Annotated in this window: 22 protein-coding genes; 14 read left to right on the top strand and 8 right to left on the bottom strand. The window is 59.9% G+C overall.

Annotated features, from left to right (window positions below):
• The first annotated feature begins 128 nt into the window (after positions 1 to 128).
• From VGL01_RS07950 to VGL01_RS07925, 6 genes are all read left to right on the top strand, one after another.
• Positions 129 to 1,148, top strand: coding sequence for an ABC transporter substrate-binding protein (locus VGL01_RS07950; RefSeq protein WP_331568309.1), 1,020 nt, complete (start codon positions 129 to 131; stop codon positions 1,146 to 1,148).
• Positions 1,145 to 2,065: a branched-chain amino acid ABC transporter permease gene (locus VGL01_RS07945; protein ID WP_331568308.1), complete on the top strand. Its 921-nt coding sequence runs from the start codon at positions 1,145 to 1,147 to the stop codon at positions 2,063 to 2,065. The genes VGL01_RS07950 and VGL01_RS07945 overlap by 4 nt, the downstream gene beginning before the upstream one ends.
• On the top strand, positions 2,065 to 3,066 hold the full coding sequence (locus VGL01_RS07940) for a branched-chain amino acid ABC transporter permease (protein WP_331568377.1): 1,002 nt from the start codon (positions 2,065 to 2,067) through the stop codon (positions 3,064 to 3,066). The genes VGL01_RS07945 and VGL01_RS07940 overlap by 1 nt, the downstream gene beginning before the upstream one ends.
• The gene (locus VGL01_RS07935) at positions 3,063 to 3,830 is read left to right on the top strand and encodes an ABC transporter ATP-binding protein (RefSeq protein WP_331568307.1); all 768 of its coding nucleotides are present in this window, start codon (positions 3,063 to 3,065) and stop codon (positions 3,828 to 3,830) included. Before VGL01_RS07940 ends, VGL01_RS07935 begins: the two co-directional genes overlap by 4 nt.
• On the top strand, positions 3,827 to 4,546 hold the full coding sequence (locus VGL01_RS07930; protein WP_331568306.1) for an ABC transporter ATP-binding protein: 720 nt from the start codon (positions 3,827 to 3,829) through the stop codon (positions 4,544 to 4,546). Before VGL01_RS07935 ends, VGL01_RS07930 begins: the two co-directional genes overlap by 4 nt.
• Positions 4,547 to 4,711: 165 nt before the next feature.
• Positions 4,712 to 5,788 carry a porin gene (locus VGL01_RS07925; RefSeq protein WP_331568305.1) on the top strand — a complete coding sequence of 359 codons (1,077 nt, stop codon included), beginning with the start codon at positions 4,712 to 4,714 and terminating at the stop codon, positions 5,786 to 5,788.
• 195 nt (positions 5,789 to 5,983) lie between these two features.
• Here VGL01_RS07925 and VGL01_RS07920 read toward each other — a convergent pair whose 3' ends face one another.
• On the bottom strand, positions 5,984 to 7,051 hold the full coding sequence (locus VGL01_RS07920; protein WP_414720196.1) for a maleylacetate reductase: 1,068 nt from the start codon (positions 7,049 to 7,051) through the stop codon (positions 5,984 to 5,986).
• 14 nt (positions 7,052 to 7,065) lie between these two features.
• A complete protein-coding gene (locus VGL01_RS07915; protein WP_331568303.1) occupies positions 7,066 to 7,938 on the bottom strand; it encodes an intradiol ring-cleavage dioxygenase in 873 nt (290 codons plus the stop codon).
• 154 nt (positions 7,939 to 8,092) lie between these two features.
• Here VGL01_RS07915 and VGL01_RS07910 point away from each other — a divergent pair, with 154 nt between their 5' ends.
• The 3 genes from VGL01_RS07910 (at position 8,093) to VGL01_RS07900 (ending at position 11,495) form a co-directional block, all read left to right on the top strand.
• Positions 8,093 to 9,007 carry a LysR family transcriptional regulator gene (locus VGL01_RS07910; protein ID WP_331568376.1) on the top strand — a complete coding sequence of 305 codons (915 nt, stop codon included), beginning with the start codon at positions 8,093 to 8,095 and terminating at the stop codon, positions 9,005 to 9,007.
• Positions 9,008 to 9,268: 261 nt separating this feature from the next.
• Positions 9,269 to 10,921 (top strand): FAD-dependent oxidoreductase, encoded by a 1,653-nt coding sequence (locus tag VGL01_RS07905; protein ID WP_331568302.1) that lies wholly within the window; start codon positions 9,269 to 9,271, stop codon positions 10,919 to 10,921.
• A 121-nt stretch (positions 10,922 to 11,042) separates the two neighbouring features.
• Positions 11,043 to 11,495 carry a MarR family winged helix-turn-helix transcriptional regulator gene (locus tag VGL01_RS07900; RefSeq protein WP_331568301.1) on the top strand — a complete coding sequence of 151 codons (453 nt, stop codon included), beginning with the start codon at positions 11,043 to 11,045 and terminating at the stop codon, positions 11,493 to 11,495.
• Positions 11,496 to 11,587: 92 nt separating this feature from the next.
• Here VGL01_RS07900 and VGL01_RS07895 read toward each other — a convergent pair whose 3' ends face one another.
• The 4 genes from VGL01_RS07895 to VGL01_RS07880 all read right to left on the bottom strand — a co-directional run bounded on the left by VGL01_RS07895 (position 11,588) and on the right by VGL01_RS07880 (position 16,243).
• Positions 11,588 to 12,673 (bottom strand): porin, encoded by a 1,086-nt coding sequence (locus VGL01_RS07895; RefSeq protein WP_331568375.1) that lies wholly within the window; start codon positions 12,671 to 12,673, stop codon positions 11,588 to 11,590.
• 188 nt (positions 12,674 to 12,861) lie between these two features.
• Positions 12,862 to 14,223 carry an MFS transporter gene (locus tag VGL01_RS07890; RefSeq protein WP_331568300.1) on the bottom strand — a complete coding sequence of 454 codons (1,362 nt, stop codon included), beginning with the start codon at positions 14,221 to 14,223 and terminating at the stop codon, positions 12,862 to 12,864.
• A gap of 165 nt (positions 14,224 to 14,388) precedes the next feature.
• On the bottom strand, positions 14,389 to 15,387 hold the full coding sequence (locus VGL01_RS07885) for a cupin domain-containing protein (protein ID WP_331568299.1): 999 nt from the start codon (positions 15,385 to 15,387) through the stop codon (positions 14,389 to 14,391).
• Positions 15,380 to 16,243, bottom strand: a complete 864-nt coding sequence (locus tag VGL01_RS07880) for a fumarylacetoacetate hydrolase family protein (protein ID WP_331568298.1) — start codon at positions 16,241 to 16,243, stop codon at positions 15,380 to 15,382. The genes VGL01_RS07885 and VGL01_RS07880 overlap by 8 nt, the downstream gene beginning before the upstream one ends.
• Before the next feature lie 191 nt (positions 16,244 to 16,434).
• On the opposite strand from VGL01_RS07880, the gene VGL01_RS07875 reads away from it, so the two are divergent.
• The gene (locus VGL01_RS07875) at positions 16,435 to 17,676 is read left to right on the top strand and encodes a citrate synthase (RefSeq protein WP_331568297.1); all 1,242 of its coding nucleotides are present in this window, start codon (positions 16,435 to 16,437) and stop codon (positions 17,674 to 17,676) included.
• A 92-nt stretch (positions 17,677 to 17,768) separates the two neighbouring features.
• Here the strand turns inward: VGL01_RS07875 and VGL01_RS07870 are convergent, their stop codons facing one another.
• Positions 17,769 to 18,731 carry a PDR/VanB family oxidoreductase gene (locus VGL01_RS07870; protein ID WP_331568296.1) on the bottom strand — a complete coding sequence of 321 codons (963 nt, stop codon included), beginning with the start codon at positions 18,729 to 18,731 and terminating at the stop codon, positions 17,769 to 17,771.
• A 245-nt stretch (positions 18,732 to 18,976) separates the two neighbouring features.
• On the opposite strand from VGL01_RS07870, the gene VGL01_RS07865 reads away from it, so the two are divergent.
• The 4 genes from VGL01_RS07865 to nadC all read left to right on the top strand — a co-directional run bounded on the left by VGL01_RS07865 (position 18,977) and on the right by nadC (position 23,073).
• Entirely contained in the window at positions 18,977 to 20,311 is a 1,335-nt protein-coding gene (locus tag VGL01_RS07865; RefSeq protein WP_331568295.1) for an MFS transporter, read from the top strand.
• Positions 20,312 to 20,364: 53 nt separating this feature from the next.
• Positions 20,365 to 21,357, top strand: a complete 993-nt coding sequence (locus VGL01_RS07860; RefSeq protein ID WP_331568294.1) for an ABC transporter substrate-binding protein — start codon at positions 20,365 to 20,367, stop codon at positions 21,355 to 21,357.
• A gap of 100 nt (positions 21,358 to 21,457) precedes the next feature.
• Positions 21,458 to 22,048, top strand: coding sequence for a MarR family winged helix-turn-helix transcriptional regulator (locus VGL01_RS07855; RefSeq protein ID WP_331568293.1), 591 nt, complete (start codon positions 21,458 to 21,460; stop codon positions 22,046 to 22,048).
• 155 nt (positions 22,049 to 22,203) lie between these two features.
• Positions 22,204 to 23,073, top strand: a complete 870-nt coding sequence (gene nadC, locus VGL01_RS07850; protein ID WP_331568292.1) for a carboxylating nicotinate-nucleotide diphosphorylase — start codon at positions 22,204 to 22,206, stop codon at positions 23,071 to 23,073.
• 58 nt (positions 23,074 to 23,131) lie between these two features.
• Here the strand turns inward: nadC and VGL01_RS07845 are convergent, their stop codons facing one another.
• The gene (locus VGL01_RS07845) at positions 23,132 to 24,304 is read right to left on the bottom strand and encodes a Gfo/Idh/MocA family oxidoreductase (RefSeq protein ID WP_331568374.1); all 1,173 of its coding nucleotides are present in this window, start codon (positions 24,302 to 24,304) and stop codon (positions 23,132 to 23,134) included.
• Between the last annotated feature and the right edge of the window lie 4 nt (positions 24,305 to 24,308).

Here is a 24,308-nt window from a genome sequence, read left to right as displayed (position 1 = left end):
GCAATCGAAACGAAAAAGGGCGGCCCGTACCCGAGACGGTGCGGACGAGACCCTGTACGGCCAGCGTGGATGCCAGCGAATGGATAGCGAGTATCGCGGCTTCACGCATATGGAAGGAGACGAAAACCGTGAAATGCTTCAAACAATTCCTATTGGCATTCCTATTGTCGATCGTGGGCAGCGTGAATGCCGCTACTGCGGCGGAACGGCCGATCGAAGTCATCACCTTTCCGGGCGGCTTCAACTGGCCGCTATGGGTGGCGCAAGAGAAGGGCTTTTTTGCAGCGAACGGCATCGCGGTCAAGGTAACGCCCACCCCGAGTTCCGTATTTCAACTCACTCAGTTGATCGACGGGCGCTTCGATATTGCGATGACGGCCATGGACAACCTCGTCGCTTATCGTGAAGGGCAGGGCGAAGCGCCGGTAGTCGGCCGAGACCTAATCGCCGTCATGGGAGGCGACCGCGGGTTCCTGAAGCTCGTTTCTGCGCCGCCAATCAATTCCGTGAGTGCATTGCGCGGCGAAACGGTCTCGGTCGATGCACGAAATACTGGCTATTCACTGGTGCTCTTCGAACTGCTCGACCGCGCGGGCTTGCATGAGCCGGAGTTTACGGTCGAACGAGCGGGCGGCGTCCTGCAACGCTTCCAATCGCTCTTGCAAGGCAAGCAGGCGGCGACCTTGCTGGTTTCGCCTTTCGAATTGCAGGCGCAGGCCCACGGCTTCAACGTCATCGCAAAGGTCTCAACCGATCTCGGTGCGTATCAAGGCATGGTTGCGGGCGTACGCCGCGCTTGGGCGGAAACGCATCGCGCACAGTTGGAAGGTTTCATCAGCGCTTACGCAAAAAGTGTGGAGTGGCTATATAACCCCACAAACAAGCAGGAAGCGCTACGCATATTCACGAAATATATGCCGAACAGCGATCTTGCGATGGCCGAAGCAGCTTTTCCTTTGCTCGTGAACGAGCAAACGGGATTTCAACGGCGAGCCGAACTCGAACTGCCGGGTCTCGATGAGGTGCTTAGGCTCCGTGCTAAATGGGGCATTCCTCAGAAGAAGCTCGGCATTCCCGAGAAATACTACGATCCGCGTTTTTACAACGACGCGCTCAAGTACCGGCGGAGCAATGGGAGTCAACGATGAGCTTCGCCCTGATCTTTTTGCAACTGCTGAACGGACTGCAGTTCGGGGTTCTTTTGTTCCTGCTCGCAGCAGGCCTGACTCTGGTCTTCGGCATCATGAGCTTCGTTAATCTCGCACATGGCTCGCTGTACATGTTGGGGGCCTACTTCGCCGCGACGGCGTTCGGCCTGTCCGGCTCGTTTGCTGTAGCCGTGCTCGCCGCGATTGGCGGCAGCGTCGCAATAGGCGTCGCGGTCGAACGGGTAGCAGTGTCGCGTCTCTACGGCCGGGATCATCTCGACCAGGTGTTGGCAACGTTCGGCATGATTCTGTTCTTCAATGAAGCAGCCCGGATGATCTGGGGGCCGCAGCCGCATTTTCTGCCGGTGCCGGAGTCGCTCAATGGCACGGTCGACATCTTGGACCTCGCTTACCCGGCCTATCGCTTCGCCATCATCGGCGCCGGATTGCTGGTTGCCCTCGGCGCACAGTGGCTCATGCATCGCACTCGGCTGGGGATGCTGATTCGTGCCGGTGCCGTCAATCCGGCGATGGTTGGCGCGCTCGGTGTCAATATCCGATTTCTGAACGCATTCCTTTTCGCACTGGGCGCGGCACTGGCAGGGTTGGCCGGCGTCATGGCAGGGCCGATCGTGTCGGTGCAGCCGGGTATGGGGGAGCCCGTGCTAATCGCGACGCTCGTCGTCATCGTCATCGGCGGGATTGGGTCCGTGCGAGGTGCATTTTTCGCTGCTCTCATCGTCGGCATGGCCGACACGCTGGGCCGGACACTGTTGCCGCCTTTGCTGAGAGACGTAACGAGCCGCGATATTGCAGATGCAGCCGGACCTGCGCTCGCCTCGATGCTGGTCTACCTGCTGATGGCGGCCATTCTTGCGGTCCGTCCGGATGGACTTTTTCCCGCACGGAGAAAATGATGCGATTCAACACACCGCGCTGTCGATGCGCGTGGGCGGCGTCGCTGCTGCTATTCGGCGTGCTAGTACTGCTTCCCTTCATCGCGCAGCCGTTCTATACCGCGTTTGTCGCGCGCATCATCATCTACGCAATCGCCGCAACCGGTTTGAATCTGGCCTTGGGATACGGCGGCATGATCAGTTTCGGCCATGCGCTCTTCTTCGGGATCGGTGCCTACAGCGTCGCACTGCCCGCGTTTTACGGCATCGACAATGGTTGGGTGCACGTTCTTTCGTGTGTCGCGGCGTGCGCGCTGCTCGGCCTGGTGATGGGCGCGATCTGTCTGCGGACCACTGGGGTCGCTTTCATCATGATCACGCTGGCATTTGCGCAAATGGGGTACTTTGTTCTCGTGAGCCTCAAGCAATATGGCGGTGACGACGGGACGTCCATCGCCGATACCTCGAAGTTTTTCGCATTGGACCTGGGGCGTCCCGATACGGTCTATACCTGCTCGCTCATCGTATTGGCATTGGCGACCTACTGGATGGCGCGTCTGCGCGTCTCACCGTTCGGCATGGTGTTGCGCGCCGCGCGGATGAATGCCCGGCGCGTCGATGCGATGGGCTTGCCCGCGAAGCAATACCTGCTGGCGGCCTACATCCTTTCGGCGATTCTGTGCGGTCTTGCGGGCCTGCTGCTGGCTAACCTCAACGCCTTCGCTTCGCCGAGCACGTTGTCGTGGAACGTGTCAGGCGACCTCATCGCCATGGTCATGCTGGGGGGCGCGGGTTCTGTGTTCGGCGCGGTGTTGGGCGCTTTCGCGTTCCTCGGCCTCGAGGAAGTGCTGAAGCTATTCACCGAGCACTGGATGGCGGTGTTCGGTCCGGCGCTAGTCCTGATGGCGTTGCTCGGGAAGGCCGGCATTGCGGGTGTCTTTGCCGCCGTGGACGCCTGGCTCTCGCGTCACCGTCGCCCGGCTGACCCGATGGTGTCCACGGCCACGGGAGAGCAATCGTGACGAACCTGTTATTGCAGACGGAATCGCTGGTCAAGCGCTATGGCGGTCTCCTGGTTACCGATAACGTGTCACTCGATATCGAACGCGGGGAATTGCACGCCCTCATCGGACCCAACGGCGCAGGCAAAACGACGCTAATCAATCAGATCTCGGGCGAGTTGCAGTCGAATGGCGGAAAGGTGTGCTTCGCAGGCAAGGATATCAGCGCGTTGCCGATTCATCGCCGCGCGCGCGGGGGGATGGTGCGCTCCTATCAAATCACGTCAATCTTCGAAGGGTTCACAGTGCGAGAGAATGCCGTGCTTGCGGCACTAGGCGCGGCCGATCACGCGTTTCACCTATGGCGACCCATGTTGGACCGCCGCGTGCTCGTGGAGGCGGCCGATGAAGCGTTGGACGAGGCGGGACTCGCGGATCGGGCGGATTCACCCGCGGCCGATCTTTCCTACGGGCAGCGGCGTCAACTCGAGCTGGCGATGGCGCTCGCGGCACGGCCCGAATTTCTGTTGTTGGACGAACCGATGGCCGGGATGAGCACGCATGAATCGAACGCAGTGGTTTCCTTGCTGAAAACCTTGAAGCGCCGCTATTCGATTTTGCTTGTCGAGCACGATATGGACGCGGTATTTGCGCTCGCGGATCGCATTACCGTCTTGGTCTATGGACGCGTGCTGTTGACTGGCACACCGGACGAAATTAAGCGAAGCGCGAAGGTCAAGGCGGTCTATCTCGGAGAGGAAATGCCACATGGGAGTCGGTCGTGACAACGTTGCTGGAAGTAGGGGATTTGCAGGCCAGTTACGGTCGCGCGCAGGCGCTTTTCGGTGTCACGTTCGACGTGAAGCCGGGTGAAGTCGTCACGCTGCTCGGCCGCAACGGCATGGGACGATCCACGTCGGTCAAGTGCCTGTTCGGTCTTTTACCGGTTAAAGCCGGGAGGATCCAGTTCGCCGGAAAGCCGCTCGAAGGCTTGCCATCGCACCGAATTGCTCGACTAGGCTTGGGACTCGTCCCGGAGGGACGGCAGGTGTTCCCGACATTGTCGGTCGAAGAGAACCTGATCGCGACAGCGCGTGCGAGCCGCAGTAAGCGCGGTGCAGCGGCCGAGTGGACGCTCGAACGCGTATATCGCCTCTTTCCGCGCTTGAAGGAGAGGCGCGGCAACCTGGGATGGCAGCTTTCCGGCGGGGAACAGCAGATGCTTGCGATCGGCCGCGCGCTGATGACTAATCCCCAGTTGCTCGTACTCGATGAAGCAACCGAAGGTCTGGCGCCGTTGATGCGCGCCGAGATCTGGGATGCGCTGGCAGAACTGAAATGTCGAGGTCTCGCGCAAGTCGTGATCGACAAGAACGTCGACGCACTTCTAGAACTCGCCGATCGGCATTTTGTAATGGAAAAGGGGCGCGTGGTATGGAGCGGTGCGTCCCGTGCGCTGCATGACCAGCAGGACATCGTGAACCGGTATCTCGGTGTCTAGAGCGGCCGAATCGGGTACGTGGGCACGCGTCGGGCAAGTGCCGTGCGTATCGCAGCAAGCGGCGCTTGAATGGGGCGTCTAGGAGGGAATGGCCACGGCATGGTGTGCCTGAACGCAAGAATTATAATTATTTAATTAGGATAACTAAATAAATGGAGACATGACATGATATTGAAGAGAGTTTTTGCCGTTGGCCTATTTGCCACGGTACCGTTGGCTCAAGCCCAAAGCAGGGTGACGCTCTACGGTATCGTCGACGCCGGCATCCAGTACTACAACAACGCTGCGGCAGGCGGAGCGGTCGTCGGCATGCCAGCGCTGACGGGTGAAATGCCGTCCCGTTGGGGCTTGCGCGGCGAGGAGGACCTGGGCGGCGGCTACAAGGCGGGCTTCGTCCTCGAAAACGGCTTTGCGCCGGCCACAGGCATGCTCAATTACGGCGGCCGACTATTCGGGCGACAGGCCAATTTGAGCGTGAGCGGGGGCTTTGGGACGGTAACGCTCGGCCGGCAAATGAACATGACGATGTATGCGCTTTCATCGGCGGATAACATCGGCCCGTCGATTCACAGCATGGCTTCGGTCGATACGTACATCCCCAATGCGCGCAGCGACAATGCGATCGGCTACCTCGGGTCGTTCCGCGGCTTCAAACTCGGAGCGACCTACAGTTTCGGCCGGGACGCCGCGGGCCCAGCCGGACCGTCATCGACCAATTGCGGGGGGCAGACGCCCGGAGATCCAGTTGCCTGCAGGCAGTACACGCTGCTCGCGGGTTACGACAATGCGCGCTTTGGTGTAGCCGCGGCGTACGACGTGATGCATGGCGGAAATGGCGCGGCCGCTCCGCTGTCGAACCCGGGATACACGGACACCCACGTCGTTGTCGACGGCTATTTGAAGCTCGGCTCGGCGAAAATCGGCGCCGGCTGGGTCCGAAGGAACATCGCTGCGCTCGAGAATGCCCAATCGGATCTTTGGTTCCTCGGTGCGAGTTACGTCGTGACGCCGGCGTTCTCGGTTGACGCCCAGGGCTTGCGCTACATTCTCCATTCGCACTCGGACTCGACGATGGTGATCGGTCGGCTGAATTATCTGCTCTCCAAGCGCACCACCGTGTACACATCGATCGCCTACGTCATCAATAGTCGACTTGGCAATGCGCCGGTGGCCGCGGGGGGGACGGTGCAGACGGGGAAAAACCAGTTGGGCGTGATGGCGGGAATACAGCAGCGCTTTTAACGCGCCGCGGGCCACGCGATCGTGTGTGCTTCGCCGGACAGGCCGGCGCGGGGGGCGAGGCGCGCACTCTATGAGCAACAGGAAGCCACCCACCAAGCCAAGATTCTTGAAGAAGTCGTTCAATTGCGGCATGAACTGTGCCGCGGCAGCAGGGAAGAGTGCATCGAAATGAGGATGGACGCCTGCCCGTGGATTTCATTCGTCGATCTTTGGCGGCTCACCGGCGTATGCGCGCTCGAGAAGCTCGCGAAGCGCAACCGGTTCAAGCGACCTCGGGTTCGGGTACGTCGCCTGGGTTGCTAATTCCACTGCCCGCCCGATGCCATTGGGCTTCATGCCTATATCGCGAAGCGCAACCGGCGCCCCGAGGTTCCGTGCGAGGTCCCACAATCCGGTCGCGGCGTCTTGCGCGCCGATTGCGCCGGCAATGCGGCGCATGACGTCGGGGACGGCGCGGGCGTTGTAGGCGAGTACGTGGGGAAGGACGATGGTGTGGGTTTCGGCATGCGGCAAATCGAACGTCCCGCCCAACGTATGGCAGAGCTTATGATGCAGCGCCATCCCGACGTTACCCAGGACGGTGCCGCATAGCCACGCGCCGTATAGGCATCTGGCACGTCCTTCGACGTCGCTTGGATTGTGTTTGAGGGCCGGCAGTCCTTCGGCCAGCGCGCGAATGCCCTCGACCGCAAGCAGGCCCATGATGGGGTTGCTGTCTTGCGCGTAGAGCCCTTCGGCAGCGTGTGCGATAGCGTTGATCCCGCTCGTGACGGAAAGCGCGAAGGGGAGCGTCATGCTCAGTTCCGGATCGTAAATCACGGTGCGCGGCAAAAGACGCGGGTCCCTGCCGGTTTTCTTGATGCCGGCGTCGGTGATTCCATAGATGGGCGTCATTTCAGAGCCGGCATAGGTCGTGGGGACGGCGATGATGGGGAGCGAGGATTCAAGCGCGATGGCCTTTCCCAGCCCCATCGTCGAGCCGCCGCCGATCGCGACGGCGCAGTCGGCGCCGATACGCCGCGCTTCTTCGATCGCCGCGCGAGCGACCTCGATCGGTACGTGCATGACGGCCTTGGGAAAGACGCCCGCACAGCGGCCACCTAGTTGGGCCGCTGCGCGCTCGGCTTGTGTGGCCTGATCGGGCGTGGACAATATGATCGCTCGGGTGGCGCCGAGTAGTTCAACTTCGCGGTGCAGGTGCTTCAGTGCACCGCGCTCGAATATCACGCGCTGTGCGCGGCTGTCGTATGTGAATGGCTTGATCATGGAGGGGACGGCTAGTGCGCTGCGGTGGTCGGATTGAGTACGAAGTCATACTCGAGCGTGTAGAAGGGCGTCGTCATCACGGAGGCGTCGGGCGCAGGTCCCGGTTCGTGGCGGATCCAATCCGCAATCAGCGACGAGCGAACGCCGAACACCGCATCGGAATCGAGATATTTTCCGCCACTACGAAAGACGTGAGTGATGAGTGTTTCGTACCCGTCCTTTTTGATCATGAAATGCAAATGGGCCGGCCTCCACGGATGGCGGCCTGTCGCGCGCAACATATCGCCGACGGGGCCGTCGTGCGGAATCGGATAGGGTTCGGCCACGATGGAGCGGAAGAAGTATTGACCGTTTGCGTCGGCGAGGAGGACGGCGCGTGCCCGAGCTTGATCGAGTTCGGCGTATTGGACGTCGTAGTAACCGTCCGCATCGGCTTGCCACACTTCGATACGCGCGTGCGGCAGGGCTTCGCCGTCCAGCCCTCGGATGACGCCCGACACGAAGCACGGTTCGCCTTTTGCGCCGTTGGCGATATCGGTGCCCAGCGCGTACCTCGGTGCATTTTCGACGTGGAACGGGCCGAAGACTGTCGCTTCCGTGCATCCGGCCGGTTTGCGATTGTTCATCGCCATCGTCAGTGTCGATAGACCCAACGTATCTGACAGGAGAATGAATTCCTGACGCTTCTCGCAACAGGTATGTCCGACTTGCGTCAGGATGCGGATACCTGCCATGAGTTCGTCTTCGGTGAGTTCGACGTCGCGCGCAAAGCTGTGCAGATGCTGAACGACGCTGATCAGCAACTGCTTGAGCCGAGGGTCGGGGGTATGGGCGAGCTGAGCGATGACGGCCTGCGTAATCGTGTCTTCGTTGAGGTTTTGCATATCGCTGCCTTACGTTGCATGGGATGTTCCGATAGACGACGTGACGCGACACGCGAATGCCGCATCCGATAGTGCCAAGATACCGTTGCAGCAACGTACGTTAAATGCTAAAAGCGGAAAGCAGATTTCCGCTGGATGGAAAAAGGGGTGGGGCGTGGACCGATGGAAGGAGATGGAGCTGTTCGTTCGAACCGCTGAATTCAGCAGTTTGAGCAAGGCGGCGGAATTCCTGAACTTGTCCAATGCGGCTGCGAGCCGCCACCTCGTTGCGCTGGAAGAACGCCTCGGCGCCCGTTTGATCGAGCGTAGTACGCGTCGGCTTTTCTTGACCAGTGCGGGCCAAGCCTTCTTCGACCGATGCAAGGTGTTGCTATCGGAGGTATGGGAGGCCGAGTCGGAGGTCAAGGCTTCCGTACTGGATCCGGTGGGCTTGCTGAGAATTACGGCCTCGGTTTCTTTCTGCGTCAAGCACATCGTTCCTTTGCTGCCCGAGTACAACCGCAGATATCCAAACGTGACCGTGGACGTGGAGGCCGCGAATCGGTACCCCGATCTTCTCGATAGCAACACCGATATCGCTATCCGTACGCGCGAGTACGAGCCGGACTCGAACATCACGGTTCGACGGCTCGCCGAGACGCGCCGCGTGCTGGCAGCCTCGCCCGGGTACCTCGACGCGTTTGGAACGCCGGCTTCTCCCGAGGACTTACTGAAGCACAGGCTGTTGGTGTATACGTTGGCCAATCGCCCGCGAGAATTAGGCTTCCAGCGTGGCGAGCAGACATCGGTCGTGGCAACCCAAGGCTACTTTGCGTCGAACGACGGTCAGGTCATCCGAGCCGCGGCCATGGCGGGACTCGGAATCCTCATACAGCCGATGTATATCATTTACGACGACATCGTTTCGGGTCGTCTAGTGCCGGTCCTAGACGACTGGGACTTGCCGAGGCTCACGATCAACATTGCATATCTCAGTAGAAAGCACATGTCCATGAAGGTGCGTTCCTTCACGGACTTCCTGTTTGCGCATTTTCAAGAAATGGACTTCGAAAGGCGCTGGACTCAGTAAGCGCAAGCGGTCGGCTTCAAACGACCTCGTCAAAAAAGCCTTCTCAATAGAGTCCTAGACATCGCGCCGGCGGGCGTTTCGTGTGGCGCACTCGATCCGCGCGAAGGGGCGACAACCCGCGGCAAGCAGCCGGTGCGGGAGATGCGAACCGACGTTGATTGACATGCTCTAATAGTAAAGGTAGTTTACTAAATGATCGGTAAGCAAAGCTTGCTATGCGAGAGGCCGTTCGAAAACGGATGACGAAATTTGGAGGTACGTATGTTGCCGGTGAAGAGCTCTGTAGTACTGGTTGGCGGCGGGCCTTGCGGCCTCATGCTCGCGAACGAACTGGGACGGCGAGGAATCGAGACGGTATTAGTGGACGAAAAGCCCAGCACGGCATTCAATCCCCAGGCCAATGCGACGCAGGCGAGGACGATGGAGTATTTCAGGCGCCTCGGCGTCGCGGATGAAATAAGAAGGCTCGGGATGCCGGACGACTTTCCCACCGACATTGCCTACTACACGCGCTTCTGCAAGCATGAATTGGCGCGCTTCAAGCTGCCGTCGGCAAGGGAGGCGAAGTCGAAGGTGAGCGCACTGGGCGGCTCTTGGAGCGCGGCGGAGCTGCCTCACCGCGTCTCGCAGAAGTTTGTGGAAGGTGTTTTGCGCAAGCAGGCGGAGCGCTTGCCCAATGTCTCGGTGAACTATGGCTGGCGCATGCGGGCATTCCGTCAGTTCGATACGCATGTGGAGATCGATGTGGAGCGGCTCGACGATGGTTTCAGTCAGACGCTCCAAGCGGACTACATGGTGGGCGCGGACGGACCGCGCAGTCACACGCGCGAGGCACTTGGCTTCCAGTACACGGGGGAGACGGGGGTCATTCGCGATTTCATGGGTGGGCGCATGTATGCGATTTACGCTCGCTGTTCCGAGTTGTACAGCGCCAGCCCGAATCCGCCCGCGTGGATGAACGTTTGCGTCAATACGGAGCGAAGAGCGTTCATGGCTGCCGTGGACGGAAAAGGCGAATTCGCGTTCCACACGCAATTGAAGCCGAACGAAGTCGAGACAGAGGTGACCGAAGAGGATGCTCGTGGCATGTTTCGCGCGGCGGCCGGCTTGCCGGTCGAGGTGGAAGTCCTGTCAAAGGGTTCGTGGACGGCAGGCCATTCGTTGGTTAGCGACCATTTCCAATCCGGGCGCGTGTTTCTCGGCGGCGATGCCGTTCATCTATTCACGCCGACAGGCGGATTGGGATACAACACGGCGGTCGAGGACGCCGTCAACCTCGCCTGGAAGCTTTCCGCGGTAATCAAGGGGCAGGCTGCACCGACGCTGCTGGAAAGCTATGAGGCAGAGCGCCAGCCGATTGCTCGACGAAACACGAACTACGCAAAAATGTTCGCCGATTCACTCGGTCTTTTCCGTCCGGCTCCGGAATTGGAGGAGGACAGCAAGGCAGGCGCCATGGCCAGAGAAGAGGCCGGGGCCTATTTTAATGCGCATGGCCGTGCGGAATTCAATATTCCAGGCGTCACATTCGGCACGCGGTATGACGGTTCTCCTGCTATCGTTGCGGATGGGACTCAGCCGCCCCCCGACAGGCCGAACGAATACGTCGCCACGGCCTGCCCGGGGGGACGACCGCCGCACCTGTGGCTCGAGGATGGGACTTCACTGTACGACGCGTTCGGCTTCGAATGGGCATTGTTGTGCTTGCGCGCCGGGGCGGGAGACCATGCGCCCATGCTCGAGGAGGCTCTACGGCGCGGCATAGAACTCAAGGTAGTTACGTTGGACTTGCCCGTAGCGGGCGACCTCTACCAGGCTGATTTCGCGCTGATCCGGCCGGATCAGATCGTGGCATGGCGCGGAAACTCCTGTGCCGCTGCGACTGAAGTGTTTCGCCGAATATTGGGCTGCTAGCAGAGGGAGCACAGATTGCTTTGAGCGTTGCCGCTTGCCGACATTGCCGGTAAGCGGCAAACATCCATTCAACGCTGAACGGTTAATATGGGACCTCTATTTCAGAACAACGCCAGTGAAAATGAATGACAAGAGGAACGGGCAGCGATATGCGTGGCGCCAGGGTAACATCGGCCGCCTGTTAAACATCGCCGTTCAGCGATTCGAAAGGCGGGTTCTGCAACTGATGGGTGAAGCCGGGTATGACGGTCTGAGCCTGAGCCACATGGCCGTTACGCGCAACCTGGACGTGCGGGGCACTCGCGCTACCGAAATTGCCAAAAGAGCTGGCATCACGAAGCAGTTCGTGGGGGAGTTGATCGGCCAGCTCGAGGACGTTGGCTTATTGGAACGGATTCCGGATCCGGATGATGGCCGTGCGAGGATCACGCGGTTCACGCCGGCCGGCTTCGCGTGGCTCGAAGCCTTTGGCATTGCCGTCAAGCATGCGGAGCAGGAGATGAAGAAGGAGCTGGGAGCGGAGCTTTTCAACGCCATCAAGCAGGCGCTAGATCGTTATGGATCGAGCGAATAGCGGACCATCTCGTTGATTTGGATACCAGACCCGACGAAGCAGCGGCAATTTCACCGACGGCAGCGCCCGCATCGAGCGTGTTGGCCGGCGGCTCAAAAGCGTTGCTGGACTCCAGCCATGACTCCGACCTGGTTCTTGCCCATGGCGACCGTTCCGCCTGCGGCCACGGGCGCGTTGGCTAGCGGACTGTTCAACATAAACGCGACCGAGGAGTACACCGTGGTTCGTTTTGAAAGGAGGTAATCGAGCCTCGCGATCAGAAGTGTCGAGGAAGACTGTGATTTCTGGATGTATCGCAGGCCTTGTGCGTCAACGGAAAGCGCGGGCGATAGGGCGTAATTTCCGCCGACGAAGAAAATGTCGGATTGCATATGCTGGCTCGTGTCGAGGTTGCGGCGAATCCATCCTGCTCCCAACTTTCCCTTCCCATAGTTCACGTAACCGTCGGCGACGAAATGCGTATCAATGTCGGAAGGTGACGTGAGCGGTGCCATTGCCCCGATGCCGCCGCGCATAGCGTCGTATGACAGCGCAAATCCAAACTGCGGGCTGTCATATCCCGCGAGCAGCGTGTATTGCCGGCAAGCCAATCCGTTGCCGGCCACCTGACCGGGACAATTGGTGGCCGAAGGACCCGCGGGCCCTGCCGCATCGCGGCCGAAGCTATATGTGGCGCCCAGCTTGAATCCGTGAAACACACCCATATAGCCGATCGCATTGTCGCTGCGCGAGTTCGGTAAATAGCCATCGAACGATGCCATGCTGTGAATCGACGGACCGATAACGTCGGCGTTGGATAGCGCGAACATCGTCATATTCATCTGGCGCCCGAGGGTCAGTGAGCCATAGGGGCTGCTGATTCCCAGGTTGGCCTGACGGCCAAATAGGCGTCCACCGTAGTTCAAGGCGCCGTTGCTTACCGCAAATCCGCTTTCGAGAACGAAGAAGGCGTTATATCCCCCTCCCAGCTTTTCGGTCGCGCGTAATCCCCAGCGCGACGGCAGCTCGCCCGTCAGTGTCGGCATGCCGACGAATGCTCCATGGGACGCCGGGTTGTTGTAGTACTCGATACCCGTGTCGACTATCCCGTATAGCGTCACGGTGCTCTGGGCATGGGCTGCTCCCGTTGCCGCAATGGCAGTTGCGGCGAAAAGCGCCCGGAGAGTAAAGCGTTTCATTTTTGTCTCCAAATATAATAATTAGAACTACGAAGTTATTTTTTTAAATGCCTTTGACGTGCGATCGGTTGCGGATGTCGATGCCGACCGCGTAATCCATGATCACGTGATGGCGTGAGGCAGAACCATAGCTCCCGTTAGAACGAGCGGCGTTATCGAGATGCGTAAGAAGGAATTGACCTGCCGACTTATCGGGCGCAGTCCGCCGAGGACGCTTTCTCCGACGGTGGGTGCAATCGGCGTTCATCGCGCGGGCCAGGGTGCTCGCCTCGCAGGCAACGTGCGCATATCGCCGCGCAGAACAGGGTCGCCGCTGCCGCCGTGAAAAGGTTCGATAATGACCACCCGAGAGCGAGCAAGCTTGCGACGACCGTTGCACCTACAATCGAGCCCAACCTTCCGAACGCGAGCGCCCAGCCTACGCCTGTAGCGCGTGAGGCCGTGGGGTAGATGGCCGTGGCCATGATGTTCGTGCCGGTCATGGTTCCCCCGGTGCCCATGCCGATGACGAACAGCACCATAAACACCGCGGACGTCGTATGAAGGGCCCCGCCGAGCAGGAGCAATGACACGGCAGCGGCAAGCATGGTGAGGCAGATAACGGCTTGCGGCTTGTACCGATCCATCATGATGCCAAGGCCGATCGCTCCGATTGTGCTGCCTAGGAGGTAGTACGCCATCATCGTCGCTCCTGCCCCGGGGGCGGCCCCGGCTCGTTGCACGAGCAAGGGGAGCCAGTTTCCAAGGAAGTAGACAACGAGCAGCGTGCTGAATGACATCAGCCACAGCAGTAGCGTTTCTCGGGCGAGACCGCGGCGAAAAAGGTATTGGAAAGGAAGGCCGGATAGCGGTTTTTCGGAATAGGCGAACCGAATCCCATCGATCCGGGCGCTCGGAAACATGGCGCGGAGTGTCGTTCGAATGTCCTGCTCCGGCGCGCCTCGGACTATCTTGTAGCGCACGGACTCCGGCAGCCAGATGAGCAAGATCGGGACAAGCAACAATGGGATGACGCCACCGACCATGAACATGAGCTGCCAGTGTTCACCGCCCAGCACTTTGCCGGCTAGAAGGCCCCCCAATGCGCCGCCCGCAGCCATGCCGCAGCCTATCGGCGCGACCAAGCTTGCGCGGAGTCGGCTGGGACTGTATTCGGCGGCGAGCGTAAAGGCATTGGGCATTGCGCCACCGAGGCCGAGCCCCGTCAGAAAGCGCAGGATGAGCAGAACATTCAGCGTAGGGGCGAGGGCGGACATCAGTGACGTCACACCGAACAGCGAGACGGAGGTGATGAGCAGTGTCTTGCGCCCAATCCGGTCGGCGACCGGTCCGAGCGCGAGCGATCCAATGCTCAGTCCAACGAGACCTATGCCGAACAGCGGCGCCAAATCTTGCGGGCGCAGATGCCAGTCGAGGTGCAAAGCGGGAGCGATATAGCCGACGACAGTCGTATCGTAGCCTTCGATGAGCATGATGGCGACGCACAGGGCGATTAACCGAAATTGTCGTGAACCAATCTGGGACTGATCGATGAACGTCTGGACGTCCATTGCTTCGCCTGGTTTCATAAGGTGCGCTCTCTTATTTCATGAATCCATGATTCATGGATCGAAAGAAATTTTTCGTTTCCGCGTGTTGGGAGGCAGCCGGCCAAGAAAGAACGACGAACGTGGTCTGTCCACGAAAGCTGGCTTCGTGCCCTGCGCGTATCTCAACTACTCGTATTCGATGCGCAGGTATTCCATCGCGTCGAGCAATCCCCGATCGGTCATCAGGAACAGTTGCGCATCGTCGGTTTCTGCTCGATGGGTGACCCAATGCCAGTGTGGAATCGTAAAAATGTCGTTCTTTTTCCAATTGATCGTTTTGTCGCCGACACAAGATGTGCCGCAACCTTGAGCCACGACCGCGATCGCGCTGCTTGTGCTTCGGTATGCGCGGGTGGTGACCTGCGATTGCAGCCGCAACGCGTAGCAGTCGAGCGTGGGCAGCACCGGCCCGCCGTTGGCCCCGTTGGTATAGCGGACCTCACGGGATCCATCCGCCCGCCGCGAAAGTTCGTCGAGCGCGGCAGCGATGGATGCGCGGGGATAGTGAAATGGCGTCGACGCTGGAACGTCGACCGACGTCAGGGAGGTCGGCTGTCTCTGATCGCCGGTTCGTTCTTTTGTCGCCCGTTCGAGAGCCCCGCTGCGCTGCCGGAATTCGAGGAAGACCGAGCGCAGATGGTGCGCTAGGGGCAAGTCCAGGCCATCGAACCAAATCACCCGTCGATCTCCTTCATTGGCGTGTTCATGCCAAGACCAAGATGGAGTCAAAATCAGATCGCCTTCGGCCATTTCACATGGCTGGCCATCGACCCAAGTCGTTGCACCATCTCCCTCCATCACAAATCGCAGCGCGGCCACGGTATGCCGATGAGGCTCTGCATGCTCACCCGGTTGCAGTACCTGCAGTGCGCCAGTGAGATTCGATGTCGTGTATGGATGCGGTGAAAACGCGGGATGGGCCAGCAGCAACACGCGGCGCTCTGCATCGGCCATGCAGACTTCCTCGGTGGCGCGCGCGATGAGCGGCTGAAGTGCTTCCCATGACCAGTTGATGGGCCAGTCGCTGGGGTTGGGCTCCCGAGTCAGAAGTGTCATGTAGCGATCCCAAAGCGGCAGCAAATTGGACTGCGCCAGCGCATCGACCAAATCTGTGTACTCATTCATAGTGATCCGCCACTTCGATGGTGGCCGGTCCGATGCCGGCTACAAATGCAGTGATTCTGTCACCCGGCAGTACCGGGCCGACGCCTGCCGGCGTGCCGGTCATGATCACGTCACCCGGCACAAGCGTGTACATTGCGGAAGCCATTTCCACGAGCCCCGCCACATCCACGACGAGATCTCGCGTATTGGCGTCTTGCCGGATTTCGCCGTTCACGCGAAGCGTCAGCGCAAGATCGTTGGGGTTGTCGATTTCGTCGGCCGTAACCAACCATGGGCCGAGTACGCTGTAAGTGTCGACTGATTTCCGCCAACACTGGAACTCCGGCCCGCGGACGGTCATATCGAGCCCGATTGCGTAGCCGGCGATATAGTCGTGCGCGTCGTCGCGCGATACCTTGCTGCATCGTTTGCCGATGATGACCGCAAGCTCGCACTCGTGGTCGTTACGCCGATCGGGCCTGCGCAGGACGATCTTTTCGCCGAAGCCGACGAGCGAGGTTGACGCTTTGAGAAAGAGGCCCCAATCGTGGATCGTCGTGATCTTGCGGTCGAACGCGATTCCCTTATCTCGGACGCTTTCGTCGATATGCGACGCATAGTTGATCGGCGCACCCACGATCTTCGACGGATTGGCAACCGGCGAAAGCAGTCTGACGCTCTCGAGCGGCATTGATTCTGCCGTCGCGATGAGTGTTCGCGCCGCCTCACATACCGCCTGCAAATTGGCAACGAGGAGATCCTCGGCCGGAAGGGGATAGCGGGGCTGCGGAAGCACGTTCAGTGCGGCCGACACGTCGTAGACCAAATCGCCCTCGACAATGCCCAGGTGTCCTTCATTGAATCGACAAATCTTCATTGACGTTCTCATCTGGTTGGTACGAGCATCATTGCATCTCCAGATTGATTGATCAATGGTGTATACCATAGATTGATTGTCAACTATGCGGCGCAAATTCCTGCAGCTAATATCCCAGTAAGATGCTGAGTCTAGGACTGGCCGGCATGGCGTGAGCTATACTTTATCAACGTTGATTTATAGAGAGTGCGATGCAGGCCCACCTCACTAGCGCGGAAGTCATGCAATTGCTCGGGATAAAGAAGCAGACGCTCTACGCGTACGCGAGTCGGGGCGTGCTCCGCCGCGTTTCCTTGCCGGAGTCGCGACGGTCCATGTATGTGCGGGAAGACGTTGAGCGACTCCTGGCACGCAAGACGCGGCTGAGCGGGGAGGCGCAACGCGCTTCGGAGTCTGGTGCGAGTTCGGCCGCGGGAGCGGGCGCTCCCGTCATCGCGAGCGCCATTACTGAAATTACGTCGAAGGGCCCCAAGTATCGCGGTATCGATGTCTGTGAGTTAGCCGTGCACCCAGGGTACATCGAGAATGTCGCCGAGTTGCTTTGGACCGGCGTGCTCACCGATGAGCCGGTAGTGTGGGTCAATGACCCGCCGCCGGACAATTTGGAGGCCACTATTGCTGCGCTACAACAGGGAGAGAGGCGCGTACCGATTCTTCGCGTCATGGCAGCGGCATCGCTCGTCCTTGGCGAACCCGCCGCGGAGGAGCTTCGTTCTGGCAGCACGCCCCGTCTCGCACGTCGGATCATTTCGGTGTATGCAGGCTGCCTCGGATGGTTGCGCTCGAGGCCCCGTCTCATTCACAGAGACGACGGCGAGGCACTCGCACACCTTGCCCTCCGGGCACTTGGAGCCGAGACGAATGCGCGCGCGGTCGCTGCGCTCAACGCAGTGCTGATTTGCTGCGCGGACCATGAATTATCAACGGCCACGTATACCGCGCGAGTGGTGGCTTCGACGGGGGCTGGTCTGCAAGCTTGCCTCATCGCCGCTATCGGCGCGCACTCCGGCCATTTGCTCGGCGGCAGTTGCGACCGGCTCGAGTCGCTGATTGGCGCGGTTCCCAAGCTGGATAATCTGCGCTCGTCTCTGACGAGCGATAAGCTCCCGCAACGTAAAATTCCGGGTTTCGGGCATCCGATCTATCCGGCGGGCGACACACGCGGCGAGTTCCTGCTGGATCTCGCGATGCAACTGGGGAAAAAGGCATGGGCCGATGCGTTCCGGGCGAGCGTGGACGAGGTGCGCTCCCAGACTGGCCTTGGACCGTCGTTGGAGCTGGGAATCGTTGCAGTGGCGAAGGCGCTTGATTTGCCGCCGCGGAGTGCCTCGGCACTTTGGGCTGTTGGCAGAAGTGTGGGTTGGGTGGCTCACGTTATGGAGCAGCGGCTTTCCGGTACGGTTATTCGTCCTCGTGCGCGCGCGATCGGCTAGCGGTTGCCGCCGGCGGACTAGCAACGACAACTTTGCAGAAGGCGAGTGCCCCTAAGGGCTGTGCCTTCCGGCCCGATCGAATCATTGAGCACTTAGAGGTCCAGCACCAATTCGTGGGATTTCGCGCGGGAAACGCAGACCATAATTTGCGTTCCACGCTCACCTTCTTCCAGTACCAGGTCACGATGATCAGCCTCTCCCGAACACAGCCCTGTCTTGCACGATCCGCACGTTCCGCTTTCGCATGAGCTCGGGACGCGCACGTTCGCACTGCGCAACACGTCGAGGATGGATTTGTCAGCGGGCACATCAAGCGCGGTTCCGCTTCGCCGAAGCCGGACGGTAAAGGGCTTGTTCTCTTTCGCCGCGATGTTTCCCACCCCGAAGCTTTCGAAGTGCACCGTGCCGGACGGCCAGTGGCCAGTCATGTCCTTGACCGTATCCATCAGTGCATGGGGACCGCAACAGTACACATGCGCTTGCTTCGGACGTTCGAACAGCGACCAGAAATCGAACGACCGGCTCGGATCACCGAAATCATGGTGGATCTTGACGTACGGGTGCCACTCTTCGCTTCGAAGTTCATCGAAGAACGCCGTGCCTTCCGGGTCGCGTGCGAGGTAGTACAGCCGGAATTTTCGCGTGCCTTCGGCCCTAAGTTGTCGCGCCATCGACAGCATCGGTGTGATGCCGATACCGCCGGCCACAAGAATGAACTCCTTCGCGCGGGCGTCCAGCGGGAATTCGTTTTTTGGCAACGACACATCGAGCGTGCCGCCTTCGGCGGTTTCCTCGACAAGACTGACGGATCCTCCCCGGCCACCGGCGTCACGCTTGACGGCAATCACATAACGGTGATTCTCGTTCGGGTCGTTACAAAGGGAGTAGGCGCGACGCATGCCGTTCGGGATTCGAACCGTCAGATTCGAGCCCGCCTCGAAGGGAGGCAGCGGGGAGCCGTCCGCGGTGCTCAACTCGAAACGCCAAATGTCTCGTGCGATCTTGTCCTTCGTGGTGATTCGAAGGCTCAAAAAACTGTCTTGGTCCAGGTTCATGCCTGCCTCCCTTTGCGATCTGCCCGCGCGAATTGGCAGGCCATATAACTAGATATCTAATTATACATGGCTGGGCATGGCGTCCGGGACAGGATGCATCGGTACAAACCCGCGCTTGCCAGAGGTGATCAGATCGCCTACCTTAATAATTAGAAATCTAATTATCAGTTGACAGATGGTGCCTGAGGTTCGATGCGGGTGAGCAGATCGATGCGTCGACATGGACGATTAACGGAGACATTGACATGGCAGGTTCAACGATGAGCTACGACGCGGACGCGCTTCCTCAAGTGGCCGACGCGGCACTCGTTGAGGGCACGTATCGAAAGGTCACGCTCAAACTGATGACGTTTCTATTTTTCTGTTGGGTTCTGAACTATCTGGACCGGGTCAACGTAAGCTTCGCACAGCTGCAACTCAAGCATGATCTCGGGCTCAGCGACGCCGCCTACGGGTTGGGGGTGAGTCTGTTTTTCATCGGCTACATCCTGCTCGAAGTGCCTAGCACGTTGCTGCTCAAACGCATTGGCGCGCGCAGGACGGTGTGCCGGATCATGGTGCTGTGGGGTGGCATTTCGACGGCCATGGCGTTCATGACGACGCCTTGGCAATTCTATCTGGCGCGCACGTTGCTCGGTGCCGCCGAGGCGGGGTTCTGGCCGGGCATCATTCTTTATCTTTCGTTCTGGTATCCGGCCGCGCGTCGTGCGCGTATCACCTCCCGTTTTCTTCTGGCGATTGCCGCCGCCGGCATCATCGGCGGGCCGCTTTCAGGCTTCATTCTCCAAAACTTCACCGACGTGTGGGGCTATAAGAATTGGCAGTGGCTCTTCTTTTTGGAGGGCATACCCGCGGTCGTAGCCGGTGTTGTGGCGTTTTTCTATTTGACCGATAAACCGGAGCAGGCCACGTGGCTCAGCCTAGAGCAGCGTCAACTCATTCGGAATGCGCTGGAGGAGGAACGCGGGAGCAAGCCGGCTAATGCGCCCGGCCGCCTGATCACCGCGCTGCGCGATCCTCGCGTGTATGTGCTGGCGGCGGGTTGGGCCACGGTGCCCATCTGCGGAACGCTGCTGAACTACTGGACGCCGACGATCATCAAGCAGGCGGGGGTGGCGAATATTTTGCAGATCGGTTTTCTGTCGGCGTTGCCCTACATCGTGGGTGCTGTCGCCATGCTCGTTATTGCACGCAGTTCGGATGTCCGGCTCGAACGCCGCTGGCACTTCGCACTGTCCACGACCGCAGGAGCATTGGGCGCCGTGGCGTTGACGCTGCTGACGCACAACTGGGTTGCAGCCATCGTGTGCCTGAGCCTCATCTCCATCAGCTATTTCGCGGCGGCCGCCATCATCTGGTCGATCCCCCCCACTTATTTGAAGGGTGACGCGGCAGCGGGCGGGATCGGCGTTATCAGCAGTCTGGGGCAGGTCGGTGCCTTCTGTGCGCCGATCGTCTTGGGATGGGTCAAGAGCGTGACCGGGAGTTTCGCCGTCGGCATTTTGCTGGTCGCCGCGCTCGTGTTCATCGGCGGGATTGCCGTGTTGATCGGCGTGCCGCGCGAGCGCTCCTCGCGCTGAACCTGCGGCAGGCCCGCCGACTCATTTATTTGGACAATCGAAAAGGAATGTGGATGAGTAAGCTTCAGCTTTCAATCGCAGTGGGAAACTATGATCGGATGCGCCCGTTGATCGACGGTGACGTTCAGATCGACGGCGTCGATCCTGTGTTCATGCTTCAAGATCCGGAAGAGATCTTTTTCCGGGCCTTTCGACACGCCGATTACGATATCTGCGAACTCTCGTTGAGCAGCTACTCGGTGAAGACGGCCAACGGTACCTCGCCCTATATCGCGGTGCCTGTGTTCCCGTCGCGTGCATTCCGCCATAGCTCGGTCTACGTGCGGGCCGATCGCAGTATCGATCGACCTGAGCATCTGAAAGGCAAGTGCATCGGGGTGCCCGAGTATCAATTGACGGCCAATGTATGGGTGCGTTTGATGCTGGAGCAGGAATACGCCGTGAAAGCGTCGGATATCCGGTGGGTGCGCGGTGGCTACGAAGATCCGACGCGGGTCGAAAAAATCCCACTCGACTTGCCGGACGGTGTCGTCCTCGACAACGCACCGGCCGGGCAAACCATATCGAATCTCCTTGCCACGGGAGAAATCGACGGGGTGATCGGTCCGCGCGCACCGTCATGCTTCGAGCGGGGACATCCTCAAGTCAAATACCTGTTCGATGATCCCCAACGCAGTGCGGCAGAGTGGTACGCAAAAACGAAGCTGTTTCCGATCATGCATACCCTCGGGATCAGAAAGAGCCTGGCGGAGCGTCACCCCTGGCTGCCCGGCGCAATCGTGAAGGCATTCGAGCAGTCGAAGACGATTGCGCTCGCGAGGTTATCCGACACGTCCGCGACGAAGGTGACGCTGCCTTTCGTCGAGGATCAATTGCGCAATGCTCGGAGATTGATGGGAACTGACTTCTGGTCGTATGGGTTTGCCGACAACGAGGTAGTGATCGATCGCTTTCTGGCCCAGCATTACGCCGAAGGGTTATCGAGCCGGCGCCTTCAGCCGTCCGAACTCTTCCATCCGGCCAGCGTCGAGCGCTTCAAGATCTGAGCAGATCGCTCGATGGCGAGTGCTATCGGTGCGGTAGTGGCGAGGCGGCGGGGGGAAGCGATATCATTGGCGGTGATTCTCACCTGACAAAGATAACGGTATGGCTGCGAAGCGTTCAAAAGGCGAGGCAGAAGGGCCCACCTCCGATCCGATTCTCCGGCACTGGCGCGAAGCGGTGCCAGACGATCGTCTGGCTCACTTGGTCAAGGATGCGGCCCGTGCGATGGTGCGCGGACTGCAGATGCGGTTGGCTCAGCACGAAGTGTCGTTCGGGCACTGGGCGTTCCTTCGCGTGCTCTGGGAAAAAGACGGGCTGACGCAGAAGGAGTTGAGCGACGAGACGGGAACGACCACGCCGACCACCTTCACGGCCGTCTCCGCCATGGAAAAGCTCGGCTATGTGGAGCGTCGCTATGCGCCGGGAAATCGAAAAAATACCCATGTGTTTCTGACGCCGGCCGGTCGAGCATTGAAGCGCAAGCTCGTGCCGCTCGCGGAAGAAGTCAACGAAGTGAGCGTGCGCGGGTTGAAGGCGACGGAAATCAATACGGCTCGCAAGGTGCTACTCACGATCATCGAGAACATGGCGAAGGATGAGTCCGAGTCGGACGACCCTGCGCGGCGTATTCCGTCGACGAGAGAGGTGGGTAACCTCATCGCCATGCGCGGAGAGGAGTACGAAGGCGGCTGATCCGCGTGAAGACCGCGTGGCGATGTGGTCTTCTAACGCGGGTGTGGTAATTTTATTAAATCTCTAATAATATTGGCGAGTGACTCACTCGCCGCGGCATTCATCCGCGCAGGTGAGCACGACCTTCTTCCTGCTCACTCACTCGCGGTCTCCACATGGATGCAATGACACGCGCGGCCCTCGCGCGCAATGTTCGTGAAGCGCTCGCCGAAGATATCGGCGGCGGTGACTGGACATCCCAACTGGTCAATCCCGAAGTTGGCACCGGCGCGACACTTATCGTGCGTGAATCGGCCGTGCTGTGCGGTAGGCCTTGGTTCGACGAAACCCTGGTTCAAATCGATGAGCGCTTGCGCGTCGACTGGTTGGTGCAAGAAGGCGCGCACATGGACGCGGGTCAAACGGTCTGCCGAATCGTTGGCCCAGCACGCGGGATGCTGACTGCCGAGCGCACGGCGCTCAATTTTCTGCAGTTGCTGTCCGGTGTGGCGACGACCACGCGCGCGATGGCCGATATCGTCGAAGGCACGGCCTCGCGTATTCTAGACACCCGTAAGACGCTGCCGGGACTGAGGCTAGCGCAGAAATACGCCGTACGGATAGGCGGCGGTGAAAATCACCGGTGCGGGCTATACGACGGCATTCTGATCAAAGAAAACCACATAGCGGCGGGCGGGGGCATCGTGCCCACCCTTCGGGCGGCCGAAGCTTTGAACGCCGACGTGCCGATTCAAGTCGAAGTGGAGACGCTCGATGAACTGGCGCAGGCCCTTGCGGCGGGGGCGAATTCGATCCTGCTCGATAACTTTTCGCTGCAGCAAATGCGCGAAGCGGTGACACTCAACGATGGCCGCGCCGAGTTGGAAGTTTCAGGCGGTGTTTCGCCGGAGGCGTTGAGAGTCATTGCGGAAACGGGCGTGGACCGCATTTCTGTTGGTTCGCTCACGAAGCACGTGCGCGCCGTCGACTTTTCGCTGCGCGTGGACGCGCTCGTGGAAGAGGGCGCTAGCATTAACGTGGCATAGATCGCCGAGCGGATCAGAAACAAAGCGGGCGCTTGCCAACTTGCAAGCGCCCCCCTCGTTACAGCAAGACCTCTCGTCCTAACTGACTCGACTCGAGCATGGCCACACAAATTTCGAGGGTGCCTTTGGCCCAGTTTCCGTCATGAATCGGCGGCTTCTCGCAGCGCACGGCATCATAAAGTTCATCGATGACCTCCGCGCGCGGCACGATCGGTTGCTCCAATTCCACGATTTCGTATTGCCTGTCGCCATACACGACGATCGAGTCCGGTAAAGGGCGTAGGTCCGCGCCTTCGCAAGTTACAAGCACCGGACCGAAGTGCTGATGAAAAGGGGGCGGCGCGTCTGTCGCGGACGTTGCCTTGTACGCTGAGCCGCCATAAGTGCCGGCTGCTTTCAATTGGGCTTCTGCTTCCGGTGTTGGAAATGTGTCGAGCCGTTTGCGCGCGCGCCCATAGGAATCCATCGAGACGGGCTCACCCATTTCCCCGACTCCACCGGTCCATTCGTCGGTACTGAAGTGACCGTAGCCGTTGTACGAAAGGGACGCATAAGCCCCATTCTCGAACCAGAGCAAAGCGGAGTAGGCCCCCTCGGTATGCCGAGACGGATCCCAGCGGCCTACCGTCGCGCGCAGATTCACCGCGCGCGAGCCGGCCAGTAGCCGCACGATATCCACCTGATGGGCGGCCTGGCTGAATACCGCGCCGCCGCCCTCCGACGTCAGCAACTCCTCCGGACGACGCGGGCGGTAGAGGTAGTCGGTGTAGTTCACGGCATGAATCATCTTCACTGCGCCGAATCGTCCCGATCGGATCAGGTCTCGCGTGCGTAGGTACGGGGTATCGAAGCTATGGCAATGCCCAACGATCAGCCGCACATTCGCCGCGCGACAGGCCTCGATCATGCGATCGCATTCGGCGACCGACAGTGCCATCGGCTTTTCGACGAGCACATGCTTGCCGTGTGCCGCGGCAATCTCGGTGTGCAGCGCATGAAACTGGTGAGGGCTTGCTACGTAGAGGATCTCGACGTCCGGGCTCGCCGCCAGTTCAGGCACATCGGCATAAGCCGGCGCGTGAAAATCGTCTGCAAATTGCCGACGGGCTTCTTCTCGTGGATCGCAGGCGCCCACGAGCCGAACGCGCGGATCGCGAAGGAATGTCGCGAGCATCAAAGAAAACGCGCGCCCAAGCCCCACGATGCCGATACGCAACGGTTCTCGCTCCATGCCG

Source organism: Trinickia sp. (assembly GCF_036503415.1).
Classification (GTDB): domain Bacteria; phylum Pseudomonadota; class Gammaproteobacteria; order Burkholderiales; family Burkholderiaceae; genus Trinickia.
This window is presented reverse-complemented; position numbering and strand designations above follow the sequence as displayed.